19 protein-coding genes are annotated in these 20,177 nt (G+C 71.0%); 9 read left to right on the forward strand and 10 right to left on the reverse strand.

From position 1 onward, the window contains the following. Nucleotides 1-7 precede the first annotated feature (7 nt). From ACZ6S0_RS20520 to ACZ6S0_RS20540, 5 genes are all read left to right on the forward strand, one after another. A complete protein-coding gene (locus ACZ6S0_RS20520; protein ID WP_465919783.1) occupies nucleotides 8-730 on the forward strand; it encodes a TetR/AcrR family transcriptional regulator in 723 nt (240 codons plus the stop codon). Further along, nucleotides 731-3,220, forward strand: a complete 2,490-nt coding sequence (locus ACZ6S0_RS20525; protein WP_465919785.1) for a PEP/pyruvate-binding domain-containing protein — start codon at nucleotides 731-733, stop codon at nucleotides 3,218-3,220. A 56-nt stretch (nucleotides 3,221-3,276) separates the two neighbouring features. Further along, complete coding sequence (locus ACZ6S0_RS20530) at nucleotides 3,277-3,432, forward strand: hypothetical protein (RefSeq protein ID WP_465919786.1); 156 nt, start codon at nucleotides 3,277-3,279, stop codon at nucleotides 3,430-3,432. 133 nt (nucleotides 3,433-3,565) lie between these two features. Then, nucleotides 3,566-4,639, forward strand: coding sequence for a scabin-related ADP-ribosyltransferase (locus ACZ6S0_RS20535; protein WP_465919788.1), 1,074 nt, complete (start codon nucleotides 3,566-3,568; stop codon nucleotides 4,637-4,639). After that, entirely contained in the window at nucleotides 4,636-5,199 is a 564-nt protein-coding gene (locus ACZ6S0_RS20540) for a type VII secretion system-associated protein (protein WP_465919790.1), read from the forward strand. The genes ACZ6S0_RS20535 and ACZ6S0_RS20540 overlap by 4 nt, the downstream gene beginning before the upstream one ends. Before the next feature lie 24 nt (nucleotides 5,200-5,223). Here the strand turns inward: ACZ6S0_RS20540 and ACZ6S0_RS20545 are convergent, their stop codons facing one another. From ACZ6S0_RS20545 to ACZ6S0_RS20575, 7 genes are all read right to left on the reverse strand, one after another. Next, nucleotides 5,224-5,565 carry a hypothetical protein gene (locus ACZ6S0_RS20545; protein ID WP_465919792.1) on the reverse strand — a complete coding sequence of 114 codons (342 nt, stop codon included), beginning with the start codon at nucleotides 5,563-5,565 and terminating at the stop codon, nucleotides 5,224-5,226. After that, nucleotides 5,562-5,966: a YbaB/EbfC family nucleoid-associated protein gene (locus ACZ6S0_RS20550; protein ID WP_465920312.1), complete on the reverse strand. Its 405-nt coding sequence runs from the start codon at nucleotides 5,964-5,966 to the stop codon at nucleotides 5,562-5,564. The genes ACZ6S0_RS20545 and ACZ6S0_RS20550 overlap by 4 nt, the downstream gene beginning before the upstream one ends. Before the next feature lie 65 nt (nucleotides 5,967-6,031). Then, nucleotides 6,032-6,406 carry a VOC family protein gene (locus tag ACZ6S0_RS20555; protein ID WP_465919795.1) on the reverse strand — a complete coding sequence of 125 codons (375 nt, stop codon included), beginning with the start codon at nucleotides 6,404-6,406 and terminating at the stop codon, nucleotides 6,032-6,034. 65 nt (nucleotides 6,407-6,471) lie between these two features. Beyond that, a complete protein-coding gene (locus tag ACZ6S0_RS20560) occupies nucleotides 6,472-7,701 on the reverse strand; it encodes an FAD-dependent monooxygenase (RefSeq protein ID WP_465919798.1) in 1,230 nt (409 codons plus the stop codon). Then, nucleotides 7,698-8,312 (reverse strand): TetR/AcrR family transcriptional regulator, encoded by a 615-nt coding sequence (locus ACZ6S0_RS20565; protein ID WP_465919801.1) that lies wholly within the window; start codon nucleotides 8,310-8,312, stop codon nucleotides 7,698-7,700. Before ACZ6S0_RS20565 ends, ACZ6S0_RS20560 begins: the two co-directional genes overlap by 4 nt. Before the next feature lie 83 nt (nucleotides 8,313-8,395). Then, nucleotides 8,396-10,384, reverse strand: a complete 1,989-nt coding sequence (locus tag ACZ6S0_RS20570) for an APC family permease (protein ID WP_465919802.1) — start codon at nucleotides 10,382-10,384, stop codon at nucleotides 8,396-8,398. Between the two features lie 84 nt (nucleotides 10,385-10,468). Continuing rightward, nucleotides 10,469-11,236 (reverse strand): dioxygenase family protein, encoded by a 768-nt coding sequence (locus ACZ6S0_RS20575; protein WP_465919805.1) that lies wholly within the window; start codon nucleotides 11,234-11,236, stop codon nucleotides 10,469-10,471. 298 nt (nucleotides 11,237-11,534) lie between these two features. Between ACZ6S0_RS20575 and ACZ6S0_RS20580 the strand changes: the two genes are divergently transcribed. Together ACZ6S0_RS20580 and ACZ6S0_RS20585 are read left to right on the forward strand one after the other, a co-directional pair. Then, the gene (locus ACZ6S0_RS20580) at nucleotides 11,535-13,685 is read left to right on the forward strand and encodes an ATP-binding protein (protein ID WP_465919807.1); all 2,151 of its coding nucleotides are present in this window, start codon (nucleotides 11,535-11,537) and stop codon (nucleotides 13,683-13,685) included. A 151-nt stretch (nucleotides 13,686-13,836) separates the two neighbouring features. Beyond that, nucleotides 13,837-14,382, forward strand: coding sequence for a dihydrofolate reductase family protein (locus tag ACZ6S0_RS20585; RefSeq protein WP_465919809.1), 546 nt, complete (start codon nucleotides 13,837-13,839; stop codon nucleotides 14,380-14,382). A gap of 61 nt (nucleotides 14,383-14,443) precedes the next feature. Here the strand turns inward: ACZ6S0_RS20585 and ACZ6S0_RS20590 are convergent, their stop codons facing one another. From ACZ6S0_RS20590 to ACZ6S0_RS20600, 3 genes are all read right to left on the reverse strand, one after another. Next, nucleotides 14,444-15,724 (reverse strand): serine hydrolase domain-containing protein, encoded by a 1,281-nt coding sequence (locus tag ACZ6S0_RS20590; protein ID WP_465919813.1) that lies wholly within the window; start codon nucleotides 15,722-15,724, stop codon nucleotides 14,444-14,446. 111 nt (nucleotides 15,725-15,835) lie between these two features. Then, nucleotides 15,836-17,083, reverse strand: coding sequence for a C39 family peptidase (locus ACZ6S0_RS20595; RefSeq protein ID WP_465919816.1), 1,248 nt, complete (start codon nucleotides 17,081-17,083; stop codon nucleotides 15,836-15,838). A 474-nt stretch (nucleotides 17,084-17,557) separates the two neighbouring features. Then, the gene (locus tag ACZ6S0_RS20600) at nucleotides 17,558-17,857 is read right to left on the reverse strand and encodes a hypothetical protein (protein WP_465919819.1); all 300 of its coding nucleotides are present in this window, start codon (nucleotides 17,855-17,857) and stop codon (nucleotides 17,558-17,560) included. A gap of 277 nt (nucleotides 17,858-18,134) precedes the next feature. Between ACZ6S0_RS20600 and ACZ6S0_RS20605 the strand changes: the two genes are divergently transcribed. After that, nucleotides 18,135-19,340: a helix-turn-helix domain-containing protein gene (locus tag ACZ6S0_RS20605; protein WP_465919821.1), complete on the forward strand. Its 1,206-nt coding sequence runs from the start codon at nucleotides 18,135-18,137 to the stop codon at nucleotides 19,338-19,340. Then, a complete protein-coding gene (locus ACZ6S0_RS20610; RefSeq protein WP_465919825.1) occupies nucleotides 19,340-20,017 on the forward strand; it encodes a 2'-5' RNA ligase family protein in 678 nt (225 codons plus the stop codon). Before ACZ6S0_RS20605 ends, ACZ6S0_RS20610 begins: the two co-directional genes overlap by 1 nt. The last annotated feature ends 160 nt before the right edge of the window (nucleotides 20,018-20,177 follow it).

Here is a 20,177-nt window from a genome sequence, read left to right on the forward strand (position 1 = left end):
GAGACTCATGGCCAAGGCAGGACGGCCGCCGCTGGATCCGGCGCGCCAGCTCGAACGCGCGCACCGGATCCTCGACGCCGTGGCCGAGCTGGTGCTGGACCAGGGCTACGACAGGACCACGATCGACGACGTGGCCAGGCGGGCCGGCGTCGCCAAGGGCACCATCTACCTGCACTGGAAGACCCGCGACGACCTCATCGCCGCGCTGCTGCGCCGCGAGCGGGTGCTCCTGCTGACCGAGGTCCGCGAGCGGTCGCCGGCCACGCTGAGCGCGCTGTTCGAGCACTACGCCCGGGCGCTGCTGGGCCGGCCGCTGCTGCGGGCCGTGCTGGCCGGCGACTCCGAGGTGCTCGGCAAGCTCACCCGGCTGAAACGGGACGGCGGCGCGGGCCCGGCGCGGCCAGGGGCGCCGCTCGACGCCTACCTCAACGCGCACCTCGACACGTACGTCGCCGAGCTGGTCGAGCGCGGCGCGGTCCGCGCCGAGCCCGGCGACCACGTCCTCGTGGTCAGCTCGATCGTCTACGGATTCCTGTTCCTGCCCGTCTCCGGGAGGCCGTCCGACGAGCGGATCGCGGAGCTGGTGGGCGACACCGTCGAACGCGCCCTGGGCACGGGCCGCCCGCTGCCGCCCGGCGACGAGCGGGCGGTCGCGCGCGCCACCCTCGACTTCCTCGACGCGGGCGTCGAGATCGCCCGGCGCAAGCTGGCACTCTCCCTGGAGGTTTGAGTGAGAACCGTGCTCCCTCTCGACGACGCCGCGGCCGATCTGGCGACCGTGGGCGGCAAGGGCGCCTCCCTGGCCAGGCTGACCAGGGCCGGGCTGCCCGTACCCGGCGGGTTCCACGTCACGACCGGGGCCTACCGCGCGTTCACGGCCGGGTTCCGCGACGAGATCCTGCGGGCGGCGGCCGAGGACCCGGGGCGGATCCCGGCGCTGTTCGCCGCCCACGAGCTGCCGGAGGAGACGGCCGCGGAGATCCGGCGGGCGTACGAGTCGCTCGGCGACGACGTGCCCGTGGCCGTACGCTCCTCCGCCACCGCCGAGGACCTGCCCGACATGTCGTTCGCCGGGCAGCAGGACTCCTACCTCGACATCAGGGGCGAAGACCTGCTCGACGCGGTCAGGCGCTGCTGGGCCTCGCTGTGGAACCCGCGCGCGATCGCCTACCGCGACCGCAACGGCGTGCCGCACGACGACGTGGCGCTGGCCGTGGTGGTCCAGGAACTCGTGGACGCGGACGCGGCCGGCGTCATGTTCACCGCCGACCCCGTCACGGGCGCCCGCGACCGGATCGTGCTCAACGCCTCGTGGGGGCTGGGCGAGGCCGTCGTCGGAGGGCAGGTCACCCCCGACACCGTCGTCGTGTCCGGCGGCGCGGTCACCGAGTCGCGCCTCGGCGACAAACAGGTCATGACCGTACGCACCGGCGGCGGCACCGAGGAACGCCCGGTCCCCGAGGGCCTGCGCGGCGCACCCGTGCTGGACGACGCCCAGGCCCTGGAGCTGGCCGCCCTCGGCGCCCGCGTCCAGGACCTGTACGGCGTCCCGATGGACGTCGAGTGGGCCCGCGACGGCGGCGCGTTCGCCATCGTCCAGGCCCGCCCGATCACCGGGCTCAGGCCCCCGCCGGAGGAGTGGAACGACAGCCTCAAGGGCGACTACCTGTGGACCGGCGGCAACCTGGGCGAGGCCATCCCCGACGTGATGACGCCGATCACCTGGTCGTACGTGCGCCTGTTCATCGAGGAGGCCATGTCCGCCTCGACGCTGCCCGGCTTCGACCTGGTGGGCAACATCGGCGGCCGGTTCTACATGAACCTGAGCGTCGTCCACTCCGTGGCGCGGGCCCTCGGGATGGGCGGCAGGCTCGCCGTGGTCGAGCAGGTCTTCGGCAGGCTGCCGCCGGGGCTGGAGGTGCCGCTGGTGCCGGTCTCGCGGCTGCGCGTCGTCATGAGCGTGATCCCGCTGGCCGTGCGCATCCGGTCGCGCGTACGCGCGAACCTCAAGGTCATGCGTCCGTTCCTGGCCTCCTCCCAGCGGCGCTGCGAGGAGCTGCGCGCCCGCGTCGCCGCCACCGGCTCCGGCGCCGAGCTGGCGGAGCTGTGGGAACGCGAGATCCGGCCGCACGTGGTCGCCGCCTCGCGGATGCTGGAGGCGGCCGGCCGCCAGGGCGGCGCCACGCTCGTCTACACCCGCGACCGGCTGCGCACGATGATGGGCGAGGTGGCCGCCGAGGCCATGCTCACCGGCGTCAACGCCGACGGCGAGCTGGCCAGCATGGGGCCGGTGATGGGGCTGTCCCGGCTGGCGCGCGGGGAGATCACCCGCGACGACTTCGCCCGCACGTACGGGCACCGGGGGCCCCACGAGTTCGAGGTGTCGATCCCCCGGCCGGGCGAGGACCCGGCGTGGATCGACGCCCAGCTCGCGGGCCTGCGCGGCACGCGGGCCGACACCGAGACGCTGCTGGAGCGCCAGGGCGCGGCCAGGGAGCGGGCGTGGGCCGACTTCGCGCGGCGTTACCCGGGCAAGGAGGCCCGGATGCGCGAGCGGGTCAGGCGGTGGAACGCGGTCGTCCGCGACAGGGAGTCCGCGCGGTCGGAGAACATGCGGGCGTTCTGGGTGCTGCGGGCCTTCACCGTACGGGCGGGCGAGCTGGCCGGGATCGGCGACGACGTGTTCCACCTGTACCTGCCGGAGCTGCTGGCGCTGCTGCGCGGCGACAGGAGCGCGCTGGAGCGGGTGCCGTCGCGGCGCGCCACCTACGAGCGGTACGCGTCCCTGCCGCCCTACCCGGCGCTGATCGCCGGCCACTTCGACCCGGTGCGCTGGGCCGCCGACCCCGCCCGCCGGGCCGACCTGTACGACGCGCGCGGCGCCCGCACCCCCGTCGGCGAGACCGTGACCGGCTTCCCCGGCGCACCCGGCGTCGTCGAGGGCGTGGCCCGGGTCATCTCCGGCCCCGAGGAGGGCGGGCGGCTCAAGCCGGGCGAGATCCTCGTGACGACGCTGACGAACGTGGGCTGGACGCCGATGTTCCCGCGCGCCGCCGCCGTGGTGACCGACATGGGGGCGCCGCTGTCGCACGCCTCGATCGTCGCCCGCGAGCTGGGCATCCCCGCCGTCGTCGGCACCGGCAACGCCACCATGCGCCTGCACGACGGTGACCGGGTCAGGGTGGACGGCGAACGGGGCACGGTCGAGTTGCTCGGGTGAAAAGTCTGCGCCAAGTCGGCCGTCCCGGTCGCCGGATCGTGATCACTGTGATGCCCATGATCGATCAGTGGATTCTGGAAGACGAACGCGAACTCGAAGCGCGCTGCGCCCGCTTCAGGATCGCCAAGCTCGCGCTGGACCGCAGCGACGGCGGGCACGACGCGGACGACGCGGACGCGTTGCGCCCCGAAGAGGCGGACCCCGCGGCGTGAGCCACCCGGCTTCCCGGGTGGCGGGAGCCACCAGCCTTCCCGGGCAGCCGAGGCCGTCCTCGCACCGCGTCCCCATACAATGATCGCCTCGGATGTGTGATCGCGGACAGAGTCCCGTGGCGAGGAGGGCACCGTGTCGCTGCAGCCGCCGCCCGAGGTCGCCACGCTGCTCAACCTCGTCGGCTCGTGGCCGCTGGTCGACGAGACTCTGTTGCACAGGGCCGGGATCCGGTGGACCTCCTTCGCGGTGACAGCGACGCGCGTCTCCGCGACCGCCGACACGCACGCCGCCACGACCACCGTGCGCAACCACAGCGAGGGGGTCCGGGCGTTCGGCGGAGACTGGCGCGACACCTCGGGCCGCTCCGGCGACGCGATCGCCGCCGCGCTGGTCATCGGCGGTGCGCTGCACCTCTCGGCCATGATCGTGCTGGTCATGAAGGTCGCGCTGATCGTCGTCCTGGTCCGGTTCGCCCTGAATCTTTCGCGGCTGGTCGCGGCCTCGGGGCCCACGGCCGGCGCCTCGCTGGCGGGCGTTCCCATCGTCGTGGGCGGCTCCAGGACGGCTTGGCGGGAGATCGTCGGCAAGATGGCCGACCTGCTGGAACGCCGCGCACTGCGCTTGTTCGATCACGCCGCAGGGCTGTTGCGCAAGCCGCCCCCCAAGGTCGGGGCCGGCGCGATCCCGCCCGGCAAGCGCCCACCGACCCCCGTACGCGACCCCGACAACTACCTCGAGGCGGCGGCCGACGACAGCGTCGACGTCAGGAGCATCACGCCGTATCCCATCTGGCGCCGTGATCGCCCGCCGGTCTACCGCGCCTCGGACAGGTCTCCAGACGTGGTCTTCGAGGAGGGACTCCATCCGCGCGACCCGTCGATGACCAACCTGTCCGACTACGTGCTCAAAGCCAGGCCGTCAGCCTTCGTCGGCACCAGCACGCGCATGGACATCGATGACGCGTTCCCGCGCCGCTACGTCTACGAGGTGGACGCCCCCGGCGGGATCGACGTCCAGGAGACGGTACGGGCCGCCGCCCATCTGTCCCACGAGCGCGAGATCGCCTTTCCCGGCGGCGTGCACCGGAGGTACATCTCCGGCGCCTGGCAGCGAGGGGTGCCCAGGACGCCGGAGAACTTCATCCCCAACCCGCACTACAACCCGTACCCCGGCCATCCGGGGCTGAGGCCAGGAGGATCGCCGTGAATGACAGCCCGCCGCCCCCGCCGCCGGTCACCGACGATCTGCGGCGGCAGGCACAACTGCGCCCGGGCTCCTGGATGTACGTGATCGATCCGTTCTTCGACCCCGACGGGGAGGTGCCGCCGTACGGCATCGTCGGTGCCTGGCAGGTCGACGAGCGTGGCGAGATCACCGGCGAGTTCCGCCACAACGCCGGCTACCGGCCCTCGCCGGTGGCGCTGGGTCACCCAGAGCCCACCGACCCGCTCGACCGTGCCGTGCAACTCGCCTCGACCGGCTACGCGGGCGACCGCGACCTCGTGCCGCTGCTGCTGGAGGCGGAAGTGATCGTGGCCGCCGGACCGGGAGGCGGGGTGCCGGTGTTCGACACGGGCGACGGCCGGGTGGCGTTCGCCTACACGGCCCGCGCCCACCTGCCGGCCGCCCTGCCGGACGGTGCCACGAACTGGCAGCGCCTGCGCGGCCGCGACCTGGTCGCGCTGCTGCCGTCGGACGTCGGCGTCGCCGTCAATCCCGAAGGGCCGGTGGGCGTGCTCCTCGCCCCTGACGAGATTCGCCGCTGACCGGCTCCCGTTCCGCCCCGGGCGTCACACCCCCTCGATGGCCCGCTGGATCCGTGCGACGTCCTCCGCGCTGCGCTGCTCCGTGTCCCGGTAGTTCGCCTCCATGACGTGCACATCGTCTCCTGAGGTCACCTGTCGTTCCCCCTGGGACTCGAACACCTCCAGCGCTCTCTTGGTGATCGCGAGGTAGCCGGCCTGGACCAGGCTCCCGGCCTCCTCGCCCCATGGGTCGCCATCTCCCTCGAGACCGGCGCGCAACGCACCCACCGCCTCCAGCCAGGTCGCGCCGGTCTCACCCAGCCCCGCACCGGTGCTGCGGAGGTCGGCGCGAGAGACCTCCGTCCCCTGGTCGAAGCGCTCGCTCACCGCGTCTCCAGCCGCCGCGTGGCCAGCTCGACCCCGTCGGCGAACTCGTCCAACCGCCGCATCACGTCGGCGTGCACGTCGCCCAGCTTCTCGGCCAGCTCCTGCGGATCCGTCAGCTCGGCTCCCCGCAGCCCCGGCAGGGACGCCCGCAGGTCGTCCAGCGCGGCGTTGACCGCCACGAGGATCTCCCGTGCGAGGTCCTCCGACGCCATCCGCATGGCCCGAGGATTGAGGTGCAGCTCGCGCAACCGCCCGTCCTGCCCGGCCACCGCCCGCACCTGCCCGGCCGCCGCCTCGCCGCTGCCCTGGACGGTGCTGTCCGCGTGCGGCTCCGTCGTACGCGCGAGCGCCTGGACGGCCTCTGCCAGCATCTGACCGATGTGTTGGCCACTCTCGTGCATAGTCACGTCTATCCCACTCCTGCGGCTCGTGGCGCTGAGGGTCGTCTGCCGGTGCGGGCCGACGCTCAGCTCAGGCGGGCTCGCAGGAGGCAGAACTCGTTGTCTTCTGGGTCGACCAGGACGTGCCATTGCTCCTCACCGGTCTGGCCGATGTCGGCAGGGCGTGCGCCGAGCTTCATGAGGCGTTCGAGCTCGGCGTCCTGGTCGCGGTCGGTGGGGTTGACGTCGAAGTGCAGGCGCAGCTTGCCCGTCTTGGGCTCGGTGGTGGGGCTGAAGATCAGGGTCGGCTGCAAGCCGCCGAACCCTTCCCGTGGTCCGATCTCCACCGCGCCGCCGTCCTCGGTGTCGAGCACGATGAAGTCCAGCACCTGGCACCAGAACGCCGCCAGCCGGTGCGGATCCTGGCAAGGGATGATCAGTTCAGAGATGCGACACGCCATGATCGGGCATCGTACTGGGCGTCCACCGTACGCGGCCAATCCCTTTTGTGCCCAGGTCCGACTTCTCAGCGCGCCTGAGTCCCACGGAGGGGGTCGGAGCGCGGGACGATGAGGTCGTGGCCGCCCGGACTGAGCGAGTTGACGAACAGGCGGCCGCCTCCCGGCAGCGCGGCCAGCCGGAACACCAGGTCGCGGACGACGATGCGCCAGCGGTGCGAGGGGGCCATCCACTGGATGAACCGCCTCCCGAACCGCTGGACCTCGTCGATCACCGGCGCCATCCGCCCGTGGTAGCGCTCCAGAGCCCCGGACAGGTCGCCGCCCGAGCCGCCCTGGTGGCCCGAGCCGCCCGAGCCGCCTGAGCCGTCGCGGCGGGCGGCGGTGAGTTCGTCGGCCAGGACCCAGGCGCCGGCCATCGCCATCGACGCCCCGTGCCCGGCGAACAGCGACACCGCCTGACACGCGTCGCCCACGAGCACGATCCGCCCGCGGTGCCAGCTCTCCAGCTCCACCTGGGTCACCAGGTCGTGGTACAGCTCGGGCGGTCCTGGGCAGCGCGACAGCGCCTCGGGCAGGATCCAGCCGAGCCCGCCGAAGTGGCGGCGCAGGTCGGCGACCGGGTCGTCGGGCAGGGTGGGGTCGGGCTCACGGCGCAGGAACAGCAGGGCGAGCCGGTCGTCGCGCAGCGCGTACGCACCGGCCATCAGACCGGGCTCGGTGAGCATCTGGTACCGGGTGCCGACCCGGCGGCTCAGTCCGGCGTCGGTCACGACGCAGGCGGCGACCTGGTGACCGAGGTAGCGCGGCGTCACCCGGCCGAACGCCAGCTCACGCACCCGGGAGCGGGCGCCGTCCGCGCCCACGAGCAGGTCGGCCTCGCGGGTCGTGCCGTCGCTCAGCCGCACCGACACCCCGCCGGGGTGCTGGTCCGCGGCCTCGACCGTGGTGCCGTACGTGATGGGGGAGCGCACGCCGTCGGCGACGGCCCTGGCCAGGTCGCCGCGGAGCAGGCTGATCACCCCCTCCAGGCCGGACGTCAGCGTCAGGTGGCTGGTACGGCGGCCGTCACGGTCGACGTAGCTCAGCTCGTTGAGCGGGTGGCGGGCCTCGCGCAGCCGGGGGAGCAGCCCCATCCGCTCGGCGACCTCGTGGCCGGGGCCGTAGAAGTCGATCATGTAGCCGCCGTCGCGGAGTGCCGCCGCCCGCTCGACCAGCTCCACCTCCCAACCGGCGCGTTCGAGCTGCCAGGCCAGCGTCAGCCCGGCGATGCCGGCGCCGCAGATCAGTGCCTTCACGACGGTTCCGCCTTTCTCGGGTCGGGGCTCGGGTCGTCGCCCGGCGTGGGGCCGAACATGGCGCGCAGCGGACCGGCCAGCGTCGCGAGATCCAGACCGGGGTCGAGCGCGCGGTGCAGCATGATCCCGTCGACCGCCGCCGCCAGCATCGCGGCCGCGGCTCCCGCGTCACCCCGGTAACCGCGCTCGGCCAGCCAGTACGCCACGGAGGCGCGGAACCGCACGATCTGGTCCCTGAGCCGCTCGCGCAGCTCCGGCAGCCGGGTCGAGGCCAGGAACATCTCGACCACCAGCAGCGAGGCCGGGTCGGTGCCGCTGTGCCTCGACAGCTCGCCCAGCAGCCACTCGACGCCTTCCTCGATGCCGGGCCGCCCGCGCAGCTCCACGGCGAGACACCCGAGCAGTTCCTCGGTGAAGCCGAGCCCGGCGGCGACCAGCAGGTCGGTGACGGAGGCGAAGTGGTAGTGCACCACGCCCGGCGCCACCCCGGCCCGCTCGGCGACGAGCCTCGTCGTGACGCCGCCCCAACCGGCCTCGGGGACGAGCGCGACGGCCGCGTCGAGCAGCCGCTGCCGGGTGGCCTTGCCGCGTTCCGCTGAACTGTGTGCCATGCTCTCCTCTTGGGCAAGCGACTTGGGCAACTGTCCAAATCATACCTGAGCGGTGCCCCGCCACCAGATCGGCACCGGCCGGATCAGCCGCCGACGTGGATGCCGGGGCGGCGGGCCGGGTCGGGCTCGCCGACGCGGATGATCTCCCGTACGACCGGGGCCGTGTCACCGCGTCCGAGGATGAGGTAGCGCAGCAGGTGCGTCAGCGGCGCCCCCTCCGCCCACTCGAAGTAGCAGTGCGGACGCACCCCGGTGGCGTCGCGCAGGGCCAGCAGGACGGCGGCGATGGCGTTCGGCGCGGCCGGGCTCTCGGCCCGCAGCACGCGGTGCCCGTCCACCTCGACGCCGCGTACCCGCAGCACGTCGCTGAACGCGGACGGGTCGATGACGTCGATCTCCAGGAACAACACGTCGGCCTGCCCGGGGACCGGGTTCATGCCGCGCTGCTCGGCCTCCTTGGCGGCGTACTCGGCCACGTCGCCCGACTGACGGCGGTTGGCGATGAGGTTGAGCGCCCCGTCGTGGGCGATCGAGTCGGCCACGAACCGCCGCGCCGCCGCGTCGAACTCGATCGAGTCGGCCCGCAGCTCCGTCGTACGCGAGACCCGCGAGACCAGCGAGATCACGATGATGCCGACGATGAACAGCGCGGAGATGGCGATCCCGTCGGGCTTCTCCCTGATGTTCTCCGCCAGCGCGTACACCAGCACGAGAGTCAGCACCGCGAACCCCGCGGTGGCCCACCGCTGCCTCTTGCGTACGGCGGAGATCGTCACCGCGACCGCGCCGGAGACCATCATGGCCAGGATCCCGGTGGCGTACGCGCCCGCCTGGGCGTCCACGTCCGCGTCGAAGGCGATCGTGAGGACCACGCAGATGCCCGTGTAGACGAGCACCACCGGACGCACGGCCCGCCCCCATTCGGGCGCCATGCCGTAGGAGGGCAGGTAACGCGGCACGATGTTGATCAGCCCGGCCATCGCGGAGGCGCCCGCGAACCACAGGATGAGGATCGTGCTGATGTCGTACGCCGTGCCGAACACCTCGCCGAGCCGCTCGTGCGCCAGGTAGGCCAGCGCCCTGCCGTTGGCCTCCCCGCCCGGCCGGAACTCCGCGGCCGGGATGAGCACGGTCGTCACGAAGCTGGTGGCGATGAGGTAGACGCTCATGATGAGCGCGGCCGCGGTGAGCAGCTTGCGCGTGTTGCGGATGCGCGAGCGCAGCCGCTCCTCGCGACCACGGCCCTCGGCCGCGACCAGCGGCATCATGCTGACACCCGTCTCGAACCCCGACAGCCCCAGCACCAGCAGCGGGAAGGCCAGCACCGCCGGCCAGAGCAGCCCGGCCGCCCCGCCGCCGCCCTGCCCGCTCGCCAGCGCGTCGGTCCATCGCGACAGCGCCGCCGGGTCGCCCAGCACCTCGGTCAGCCCCACGACCACGACCACGGCGTTCAGCCCGAGGAAGAGCGCCACGAGCGGGATCGCCACCCCGACCGCCTCGGTGAAGCCGAGCAGGAACACCCCGCCGAGCACCACCAGCAGCACCACCGTGATCGCCACCGCGTGCCCGTGCAGGAAGCCGGGGGCGTACGGGTTCTCCAGGATGTGGACCGAGGCGTCGGCCGCCGACAGCGTGATCGTGACGATCCACGACGTGGCCACGAACCCCAGCAGCACCAGCACGAAGAGCTTGCCGCGCCAGAACGGCAGCAGCCGCTCCAGCATCGCCACCGACCCCTGCCCGTGCGGGCTCTCCTTGGCCACCCTGCGGTACATCGGCAGCATGCCCAGCAGCGTCAGCGCCACGATCAGCAGCGTGGCCAGCGGCGACAGGGCCCCGGCCGCCAGGGCGGCGATGCCGGGCAGGTAGGCCAGGGTGGAGAAGTAGTCGACGCCGGTCAGGCACATGACCTTCCACCACGACTGAGGCTCGGCGTGGCCCTCCGCCGACTCGGGGCCGACCGGCTGGACCCGGTGCTGCAGCAGCCAGCGCGTCAGGGCGTTCGACGGGGCCGCCGGCCGGCTCGGGCTCTCGACCACCTCGGGGATGGCCGGCCCACCGCTAGCGCTCACCGGATCTTCCTCTCCTCGCGTGAACGGTGACCACCCTAGCCGGATGTGGACCGGTTTCCGCCGGGCCCGTACGTCTTGTGCCGGTTACTCGGGGTCGGCGGTCAGGACGACGGTGCCCAGGTAGCCGTCACCCTGCTTGGTGACCTTCAGCAGCACGCCGTCGCGGAAGTCCTCGTCCCCCTTGTTGAAGGTGTCCCGCCGTCCCTCCCGCTCCGAGTACGGCGGCCTGGACAGCACCTCGGCGTTGAGCGCGTCGTCGAACATGAGCTGCGTGCTCAGCACCCGCCTGTCGCTGATGTGCACCATGACGTGGATGTGCACCGTCCTGCCCCGGTACCAGCCCGGCCAGATGGTGGTGAACTCGACGACGCCCGCGGCGTCGGCGGCCTGGGCGCCGCGCAGGTAGCGCTTGTGGTCGGCGGGCTTCAGGTCGGTCCAGTCGGACTTGCCGTTCTCCGCCGTCGTGCTCGGGGCGGCGACGACGCCGTGCTTGGAGACCTTCTCCGCGCCGGAGTAGAGCCCGGCCGCGTCGCATTGCCAGATCTCGACCACCGCGCCGGGCAGCGGCCGGCACGTCCGGCTGTCCTGGACCCTGACGGCCAGGTCCAGCCGCGTGCCCGGCCGGTCCTCGCGGATGTCGCGGCGGACCAGGTCGGAGTCGAAGTAGAAGGGGCCCTTCGTCGCGGTCGGCGTCAGAGCGCAGGCCGGGGCCCCGGCGAAACGGGAGTCGGCCAGCGCCGTGGCCCTGACTCCAGGGCCCGAGGCGGAGATGAGGCCGCCGAGCCCGAGCGAGCTGATTCCGGTGATCAGCCGTCGCCGGCTCACCCGCCGGCCTTCGTGATCGTGTCCCACTGGAGTTCCTTCGAGGTCAGTGCGTACCTTCCGAACCTTTCATGATCCGGGCGGCTTTCCTCGGAGGCGCGGCCCGCGAGCCCGCCGGTGCGCCGGCGGTGCCGCCTTGCCTGCACCGGCGGGGCCGCCCTGCGTGCGCCGGCGGGGCAGCCTTGCGTGCACCGGCCCTTGACGCCGCAGGTAACGCGGGCGCAACATCTCCTGGGTCAGTAGTAGTTCCTTTTTCACTTTTAGTGACGGAGCACGGCGCAATCAGGCAAGCTGCTGTCACACCGGCAGCCGATGGGTGGCGATCACGATGGCGAAGTGGCAGGCAGGCAACCTCCCACCGGAGCTGACGAGCCTGATCGGCCGCCGGAGCGAGCTTGACCAGGTGCGCAGGGCCTGTCGGCAGTCGCGGCTGGTGACGCTCACGGGCGCGGGCGGGGTCGGCAAGTCGCGGCTGGCGTTGCGGGCCGCGGCCGAGCTGCGGCCCGAGTTCGGCGGCGGGGCCTGGCTGGTCGAGCTGTCCTCGCTGGACGACGGCAGGCTGCTGCCGCACGCGATCGCCGAGGCGCTGCGGCTCACCGACCGGACCACCCGCCCCATGGTCGAGGTGCTGGCCGAGCACCTGTCAGGGCGGGAGATGCTGATCGTCCTCGACGCCTGCGAACACCTGGCGGGCGCCTGCGCCGGCACGATCGAGGCGCTGCTCGACGCCGTGCCCGGGCTGCGCGTGCTGGCCACCGGCCGCCGCCCGCTGGAGGCGCCGGGCGAACTGGTGTACGAGGTCGAGCCGCTGTCGGTCCCGTCACCCGGCCCGGCGACGCTCGCGGGTGGCGACGCGGTGGCGCTGCTGGCCGAGCGCGCCGCCGAGACCGTGCCCGGCCTCGACCTCGCCGACGCGGACCAGGAGGTCGTCGTACGCCTGTGCCGTCGGCTCGAGGGCGTCCCGCTGGCCCTCGAGCTGGCCGCGGCGCGGCTGCGCGAGCTGCCCATCGCGTACCTGGCCGACCGGCTCGACGAACGGTTCGCCGCCCAGGGGGACGCCCCTGCCCCGGCCGGTGCGGCAGGCCCGTCGTGGCATCGGGCGCTGCGTACCGTGGTCGGGTGGAGCCACGAGCTGTGCGAACCGGCCGAGCGCCTGCTCTGGGCGCGCCTGTCGGTGTTCGCGGGTGACTTCGACGCCGAGGCCGTGCGCCAGGTGTGCGCCGACGACCTCCTGGCCGGGGCGGACATCGGGCTGCTGCTCGACGCGCTGGCCGACGAGTCGATCCTGACCTGGCTGCCCACCGGCGCTGGTGAGCGCTACCGGATGCTCGACGCGCTGCGCGAGTACGGCGCGTCGCGGTTGCGCGACCTCGGCGAGGAGGAGCGGTTCAGGCGGCGACACTACGAGCACTACCTCGCGCTGGCCGCCAAGGGCGCCACCGGCTGGCTCGGCCCCGGCCAGATCTCCTGGTACGACCGGATGATCGGCGAGCACGACAACCTGCGCGCCGCCCTGGCGACGGCGCTCACCGCCGGGGACGGCCGGGCGGCCCTGGAACTGGCCGGGACGCTGGCGTTCTTCTGGTACGGCTGCGGCTACGCCAAGGAGGGCCGCCACTACCTGGCCCAGGCCCTGGCCCTCGACACCCGGCCGGGCCCGGCGCTCACGCGGGCGTTGTGGGCGGACGGCCTGCTGGCGGCCACGCAGGGTGACGCGGAGGGCGCCGAGTCCAGGGCCGCGCAGATCGAGCTGGCCGCCTCTGCTGCCTCCGCTGCCTCCGCCGTCTCCGCCGTCTCCGTTGGCGACGATCACGCGGCCGCGTGCGTCAGCGCGCTCAGGGCGTCGGCCGGGGTGATCCGCGGCGACCTGCTCCAGGCGGTGGCCGAGTCGGAGCGCGCCTGCCGCGCCCCGCGGGGCGACGATCCGCTCACCATCGCCCGGCTGCTGGCCCTGCTGTGCCGGGCCCACGCGCTCATCGCGGACAGACGTACCGACGACGCCGTCGCCGTGCTGGAGGACCTGCGCTCGCTGTGCGACCGGCGCGGCGAGCAGGCGATGCGCGCCCACGGCGACCTCCTGCGCGGCCGGGCCGAGCTGGACGGTGGACGCCTCGACGCGGCCGTCGCGTTCGGGCAGGAGGCGCTGCGCGTCAAGCGGCGGCTGCACGACAGCTTCGGCATCGGCCTGGCCGTCGACCTGCTCGCCCTGGCGGCGGGTGCGGCCGGGCGGGCCTACCGGGCGGCCCGGCTGCTCGGGCTGGCGCGGCGGATCTGGAGCGTCCACGGCCAGGCGCAGGCGAGCGTGCCCGCGTGGGTGGCGGCCAGGGAGGCGTGCGAGGAGGAGGCCCGCGACCTCCTCGGTGACAACGCCTACCAGGTGGCCTTTCTGACGGGGTTCGAGAGTGCCATCGACGCGGGCATCGCGTACGCGCTGGAGCCGCAGGGCGAGGGCCTGCACAACGGCGGCCTCTTCATGTGACCGCGCCGGTCGGGGGGTGCGGGCGGGCCGGGACGGGTGTCGTTTCCGTACAAGACCTGGGTGCCGCGTTCCCCCTAATGTCCCTGCGGAGGGGAGGGCACGACTCGTCCGCCTCGTACCGATGACTCTGGTGACGTGAGGAACGACATCGATGGCAAAGATCATTTCCAGCTTCTTCATCTCGGTGGACGGCGTGGTGGAGCGGCCCGACCAGTGGCACTTCCCGTACTGGAGCGACGAGATGGGCGCCGTGGTCGAGGCGGGGGTGTCGACCGCGGCGGGCTTCCTGATGGGCCGCACGCTCTACGACGAGTGGGCGGCGTACTGGCCGACCACGGAAAACGACCCCGACATCGCCAAGACGTTCAACGAGTCCCGCAAGTTCGTCCTGTCGAACAGCCTGAAGAGGGCGGACTGGGCCAACACCACCGTCATCGCCGGCGACGTCGCCACCCAACTGCGCGAGCTGAAGGAGGAGCTCGAAGGCGACCTGCAGATGTCCGGCTCGGCGACCACCATGCGCTGGCTGCTGGCCAACGGGCTGCTCGACGAGCTGAACCTGCTCGTCCACCCGATCGTCGTCGGCCGGGGGCAGCGGCTGTTCGAGGACGACCCGACGCACCCGCTGAAGCTGACCAGGTCGGACACGTTCGCGACCGGCGTGCTCCACCTGTCCTACGTCCCGGCCGCGAGCTGACAGCAGGTGGGCCGGGCCGGGCCGCGCCGCATTCGGCCCGGCCCGGCCCGCCCCGGCCCGTCTACCGCGCCGACCCGTCGCAGAACACCTCCTTGACGAGCCGGTCCAGCACCTTCGGAAACTCCTTCATGCCCAAGGACCTCGCGGCGTCGTCCACATAGGTCACCGAGGCGGTCAGGGTCCTGCCGCCGTCGGGTGAGCTGTACATCAGCGCCCCGAAGCCGTGCGGAGGGCTGCCGTTGTGCTGGAGGACGGTGCCGCAGCCCGGCCCCAGGTCCTGCGCGAACAGCCCGAGCCCGTAGCCGAGCTTCCCGTACGGCTCGCGCATCTCGGCCAGCAGCCCGGCGGGCAGAAGCTCGCCGCCCATCAGCGCGGAGACGAACGTTTGGAGATCCTGGGTGGTCGAGATCAGGTCACCGGCGCCGGCCAGCAGGGAGAGGTTCTGCCGGGAGACGTCGACCGTCTTCCACTGGCCGGCGTCCTGGTAGCGGTAGTAGCCGTGGGCGTGCGGCCCGGGGAGCCGCGTCCGGTCGCCGGGGACCACGGTGCCCTTCAGCCCGAGCGGCCCTACGATGCGCCGCTGCAACTCCTCGGCGTACGAGTGGCCGGTGACCTTCTCGATCAGCAGCAGGGCCAGCGTGTAGTTGGTGTTGGCGTAGTTCTGGTCCGTGCCCGGCGCGAACCTCGCCGGCTTGGACAGCGCCAGCCGTACCAGCTCCTCCGGCCGGTAGGTCTTGAACCGGCTGTCCAGCCACTCGTTGCCCGTGGCGGGGATCCCCGGCACCACCGTCCCGTCGTCGTAGTACTCGCCGGTGTAGTTGAACAACCCGCTGGTGTGCCGCAGCAGCATCCGTACGGTGATCCGCCGGTCCAGCCCGAACTCGGGCAGGTGGTCGGCCACCGGGTCGTCCAGCCCGATCTCGCCCTCGGCGACCAGTTGCAGCACCAGGGTCGCGGTGAAGGTCTTGGTGACGCTGCCGACCCAGAACCGGCCGTTCGTGGGCGGCTCGGCGCTCGCGCCCAGCCTGCTCACCCCGGCGCTGCCGACCCACTCACCCCGCTGATCGTGCACGCGTACCTGCACCCCGGTGAAACCGGCGTCGACGAATGCCTGGACGGCCTGCCGCAGCTCCGGGCGGTCCTGCCCGGCAGCGGCCCGCGGCGCGCCCGCACCGCTGTCCGCGGCGGCCACCCCGGGTGCCGCCGAACCGGCGAGCAGCGCCGCCGCCAGCGCCGCGACCCCCACCCGCCGCAGCTTGCGTACCCTGCCGCCGCCGCCGAGCACGGTCTTGTCTTCGTATGCCCTGCGCGGCTCCGAGGCCGCGTTCGTCGAACTGTTCATGACGTCCACGATCACCGACCGCCCTGACACCGGGCCGTCGCCGTACTGACACGGCCGCTGACACGACCTCGCGGCAGACCTGGTCGCCGCCGCCGTTGCCTCCCCGGTCGGTCACCAGTTGGCGGGCAGTCCGGGCGTCGTCGGGGGCAGCGGGTGGTCCGGCGGGTGGATGACGTACGCCACGCCCCCGCTGCTGGAGCTGCGCAGCCACACGTTCTCGAAGCTCGCGCGCGGGTACACGTGCCGCACGGCCGCGTTGCTCGGCGACGCCGGGTCGTTGGCGATCACGTCGCCGCCGGGGGTGAAGCCGACGACCGCCATGAGGTGCCCGTTCGTGCCGTACCCCGCCCCGGGCAGCTCCCCCTTCTTGAACGACTGCGAGGTGATCACCGGGATCCCCGCCTTGACCAGCGCCTCCAGCTCGGTCAGCGAGCGCAGCCTGGTGACGAACCCGTCGAGCCCGTAGCGGCCCGCGTACGCCGTGTTGAACGGCCAGTTGCCCGCCCCCTGGTAGGCGTGGTCGTAGGTGTGGCGGGCGGCGTAATCGACCTCGGGGTTCGGGTCGGACGGATCGACCCACGACGTGTCCCGCGCGCTCGGCCACCGGCCCCAGTAGCCCAGCACCATGGTGGTCGAGGTCGGGCTGCACCACGCCTCGCCGCCGCCGTCCCATTCGGGGTAGTGGCCCTGGTGCACGTTCTGGGAGCGGCGCGGCACGGCCAGCTCCGTGCCCCACGCGCCGCCGCCGGGGCTCACCGGCACGGTCTTGCGCTCGGGCACGTTGGAGGTCATCACGCCGGACGTACGCACCCGCGGCGCCACCGACGAGCCCGGCTTGCGGTAGAGGGTCAGCCGGAGCTGGTAGCCGGTCAGCGGCTTGCCCGCCGCCGCGACCAGCGTGTCCACCGCCACGGAGGCGTCCGCGTCACCCTGGCCGGGCACCGACGTCCGCAGGATGTCGCCCTCGGCGTAGGACCAGCGGCCCAGCGAGTACCACGCGGTCAGTCCCTCGGCGTTCCTGCCCCGGGCCTCGACCTGCAGCCAGCTCCCCTGCGGGACGTCCGCGGTCCAGGACGCGATCAGCTCGGTGGCGGGGAAGCCGATGGCCCGCTCGGGGCCGGTCCAGCGGGCGTACTCCCAGGTCTTGGTGCCGAGCGCGTCGGTGTGGGAGACGGTGCCCGCGGCCGAGCCGAACGACAGCCCGTCACCCGCCGTCGTGCCTTCGGCGGTGCCGGTGGAGAAGTCGGCCCGTTCGAAGACGACGTCGGACGTGGCGGCCGCCGCCGGTTTCGCACGGGCGGGATCGCCGGTGGCCGTCGTCAGGAGCAGGGCCGAGAGGAACACGGTCAGCACACGCATGAACCCACCTTCTCCGAAACCGCTCGATGCGGCCGACACTAGGCACAGCGGGTTCGCAAAACATCGGCAGATCTACGTATCGCCGCCCTATTCGGCCAGGGAACGGCTGATGACCAGGCGCTGGATCTGGTTCGTGCCCCCGAAGATCTGCACGCTCTCCGGGCCGCCTGCGGGGGCGTGTTGCCTCAAGGCGACCCGCGCTTTGTTTGCACATCGCGCAGGCTGTTCAGCCCGCGTCTCCCCTGACGATCAACTGCCAGAGATCAAGCACGCCGATCCGCGTCATGCCACGACCGATCTCCACTACCGTAGCTGTTCCGGCGTCGTTCCGTTCAGTCCGGCGGATCAGGTACGAGCCGCCCTCCAGACACTGCTCGTATTCGATCGACCCCCGGGTGATGAACTCCTTGATCCTTGATGACGTCCCGTGCGAGTTGTACGGGGCCCACTCAAGGGAGGGCCGGCATGGCGCGGTCATGGCTCGACAGGGGTGTGCCGCAACGGGTTGGGGTACCTGGTCGGCCCGTCGATTCTGCCTAGGCTGCGGGACCAGCGGGGGCGCTTCTTGACCGCTACGTCGAACGCGACCACGTCACCCCAACCGCCATCGGAGAGTCCATTGATCAACCACGTCCAGGCGAACATGAGATCAGTGGTGAGGATCGATCCGGAGATCTGGCCGGGCTTCACCGGGTTGATGTGAGCCCGCACGAGATACACGTTCACCGTGTTCTTCGGAACGGAGATCGACACGCCGTTGATCTCGACGTTCACCTTGTCGGCGAGGGGTACTTGTGGCCTGCTCAACGCGTCCGTGCCGCCTAGGGAGCCAGGCTTTCGCATGGGTCAGGACCTCGATTCCCGATCAAGGCCCCGGATCACCCGGGTGTTCGCGCACCGGGCCGGGGCCGCCTTTTATGGCGAGGGTGCAGAAAACCGCAGCCCACGGGGATAACGTTGCTGATACAGGAGGCCATGGTCTAGGGGTTGGCTGTCCGCCAGGTGTCCGCAGGAACTGCGGACACCTGGCGGACAGGGCAGGGGGCACCGCATGGGCGTAGAAACGTTCGGCGAGGCGCTTCGACGCCTACGTGGCGATATGTCCATTCGGGAAGTGGCCCGCCTTGCCAACGTCGGCAAAAGCTATGTTTGCGATCTCGAAAACGGACGGCGCACACCCGGCTTGACGATCGCAACGGCACTCGATGGAGCACTCGGGGCGAGGGGCGAACTGGTGGCCTTGGCGCCGTCCTCGCCGGGCCATGAAGCGCACAGCCGCCCAGATTCGAAGATATCGGAAGATGCCACTGAGGTACTAAGTCGCATCGACAGACTAAATAGAGCAGTCAGCCCGGAGATCATCCGCCAACTGAAGGACAGCCTTGGTGAGATCGTATTCCGGTATGATCGGCTGAATCATTCGGATCTCGTTCCCGCTCTCGTCCGTCAGCGAGCCTGGATAGATGCTCTTCTCGATGAATGCAGCCATCCGGGGGAGCGTAAGCAGCTATTTGAAATCGCGAGCGGAACATCGGGTGTACTCGGATACATAGCTGTCGGACGCGGGAGGCTTCCGCTGGCGCGAGCGTACTGTGCCGAAGCATTCCTGCTTGGCGGCTTCGCGCAAGATCCCAATCTTCAGGCATGGGCGCGAGGTATGCAGAGCTTCTGCGAATACTATGCTCGGAAATACGATGAGGCGCTGAGCCTGGCGGTAGACGGCCTGGCCTATGCGAATTCTGGGCCACAGAGCGTGCGGTTGACGATCAATTGCATGGCTCGGGCAATGGGAAAACTTGGAAATGCCGATGGCGTTCATCGCGCCGTCGATGAAGCCTACGATCTCATGTCGTGCCACGATGCCCCTAAAGGGCTTCCTTCTAGCATCTCGTTCGAGTGCTACACTCCGACTCAAGTAGCAGGCAATGCGGCAACCGCGTACGTGTCGCTTGGAATGCCGGAAAAGGTTCAGAAATACGTCAACATAGCTCTGCCTGGTATTAATGAATCCGAGTCGTCTTGGAGTCGTTCTCTCGTCATGATAGATTACGCGGTTTCGCTGATTCCCTCCAAGGAAGCCGATCCGGGCCACGTTAGGGATCTCGTCCTCGAAGCGCTTATCATTTCGGCGGATCGTCCGATAATATCGATTCAACAGCGCGCTATGGAATTCGTTAACCTTGCTGCTCAACGATGGGGCGACGTGAGTCAGTTCAGTGAGATTCGCCACGCGATATCTGCGCGGGAAGTGCGTTGATGAGCGAACCGCGCCACGAGGATGTCCGGAATTCTGCCAGCATCGAGGGAGTCAACGAGCGTTTCCGGACGCTTCGATACCTCACCAACCATTGGAGTCGCCCAGCCGCTCCGCGCGCCTATTACTGGTATCTGACGTTCGAGCCGCCGGCGCAACTGCGATCTCTCGTCAAGCAATGCCAGCAAGCAATCTCCTTTCCCTATTATGACTTGGTCCCTGAAGGCGACTTGCATCTCACGCTTGACAGAATTGCGTTCGAGGGCGAGGTGGCGTCGGCCCAACTAGGATTCATCGAAGCTGCCGCGATGCGTGCTTGCAGGAAAATGGCGCCGTTCGACATTTCCATTGACTCTCTGGGCGGAACCTCTGGCGCGCTCGGATTCAACGCTTCACCTAGTGGCTCAATCAGAAATCTTCGCGACATCCTTCGCGAAGCAACTCTTTCGGTCCATCCGGATGCGTCCATCAAAGATTCTGAACTCCATCCACATGTGACAATAGCCTACTGTAATACGTCCGATATTCCCGCGGCGGAGGCCATTGCTGCAGCCGAGAAACTGCAGACCCTTCCCTCTGCCGATGTCGCGGTGAAGGAAAGTTCGCTCGTTCTGCTTGAGCGGCGCCAACGCGCGTACGTATGGCAAGAGATTTCCCGCATACCACTCTCCGGACAATAGGCCTCGGCGTAAACGGTCAGCCCGCCCGGCCGCTCTGGGGTTCACGTCCCAGCGCGTCTCCTCCCGCGGCGGAGGGGGCGCCAGGCCGTTGTACGCGCCCTGAGAGCGCCAGAAGGGGTGCACCAGCTTCGGCGCCACCACGCAAGCGTCATGCTGACGG

It is taken from the genome of Nonomuraea sp. NPDC051298 (assembly GCF_055586305.1).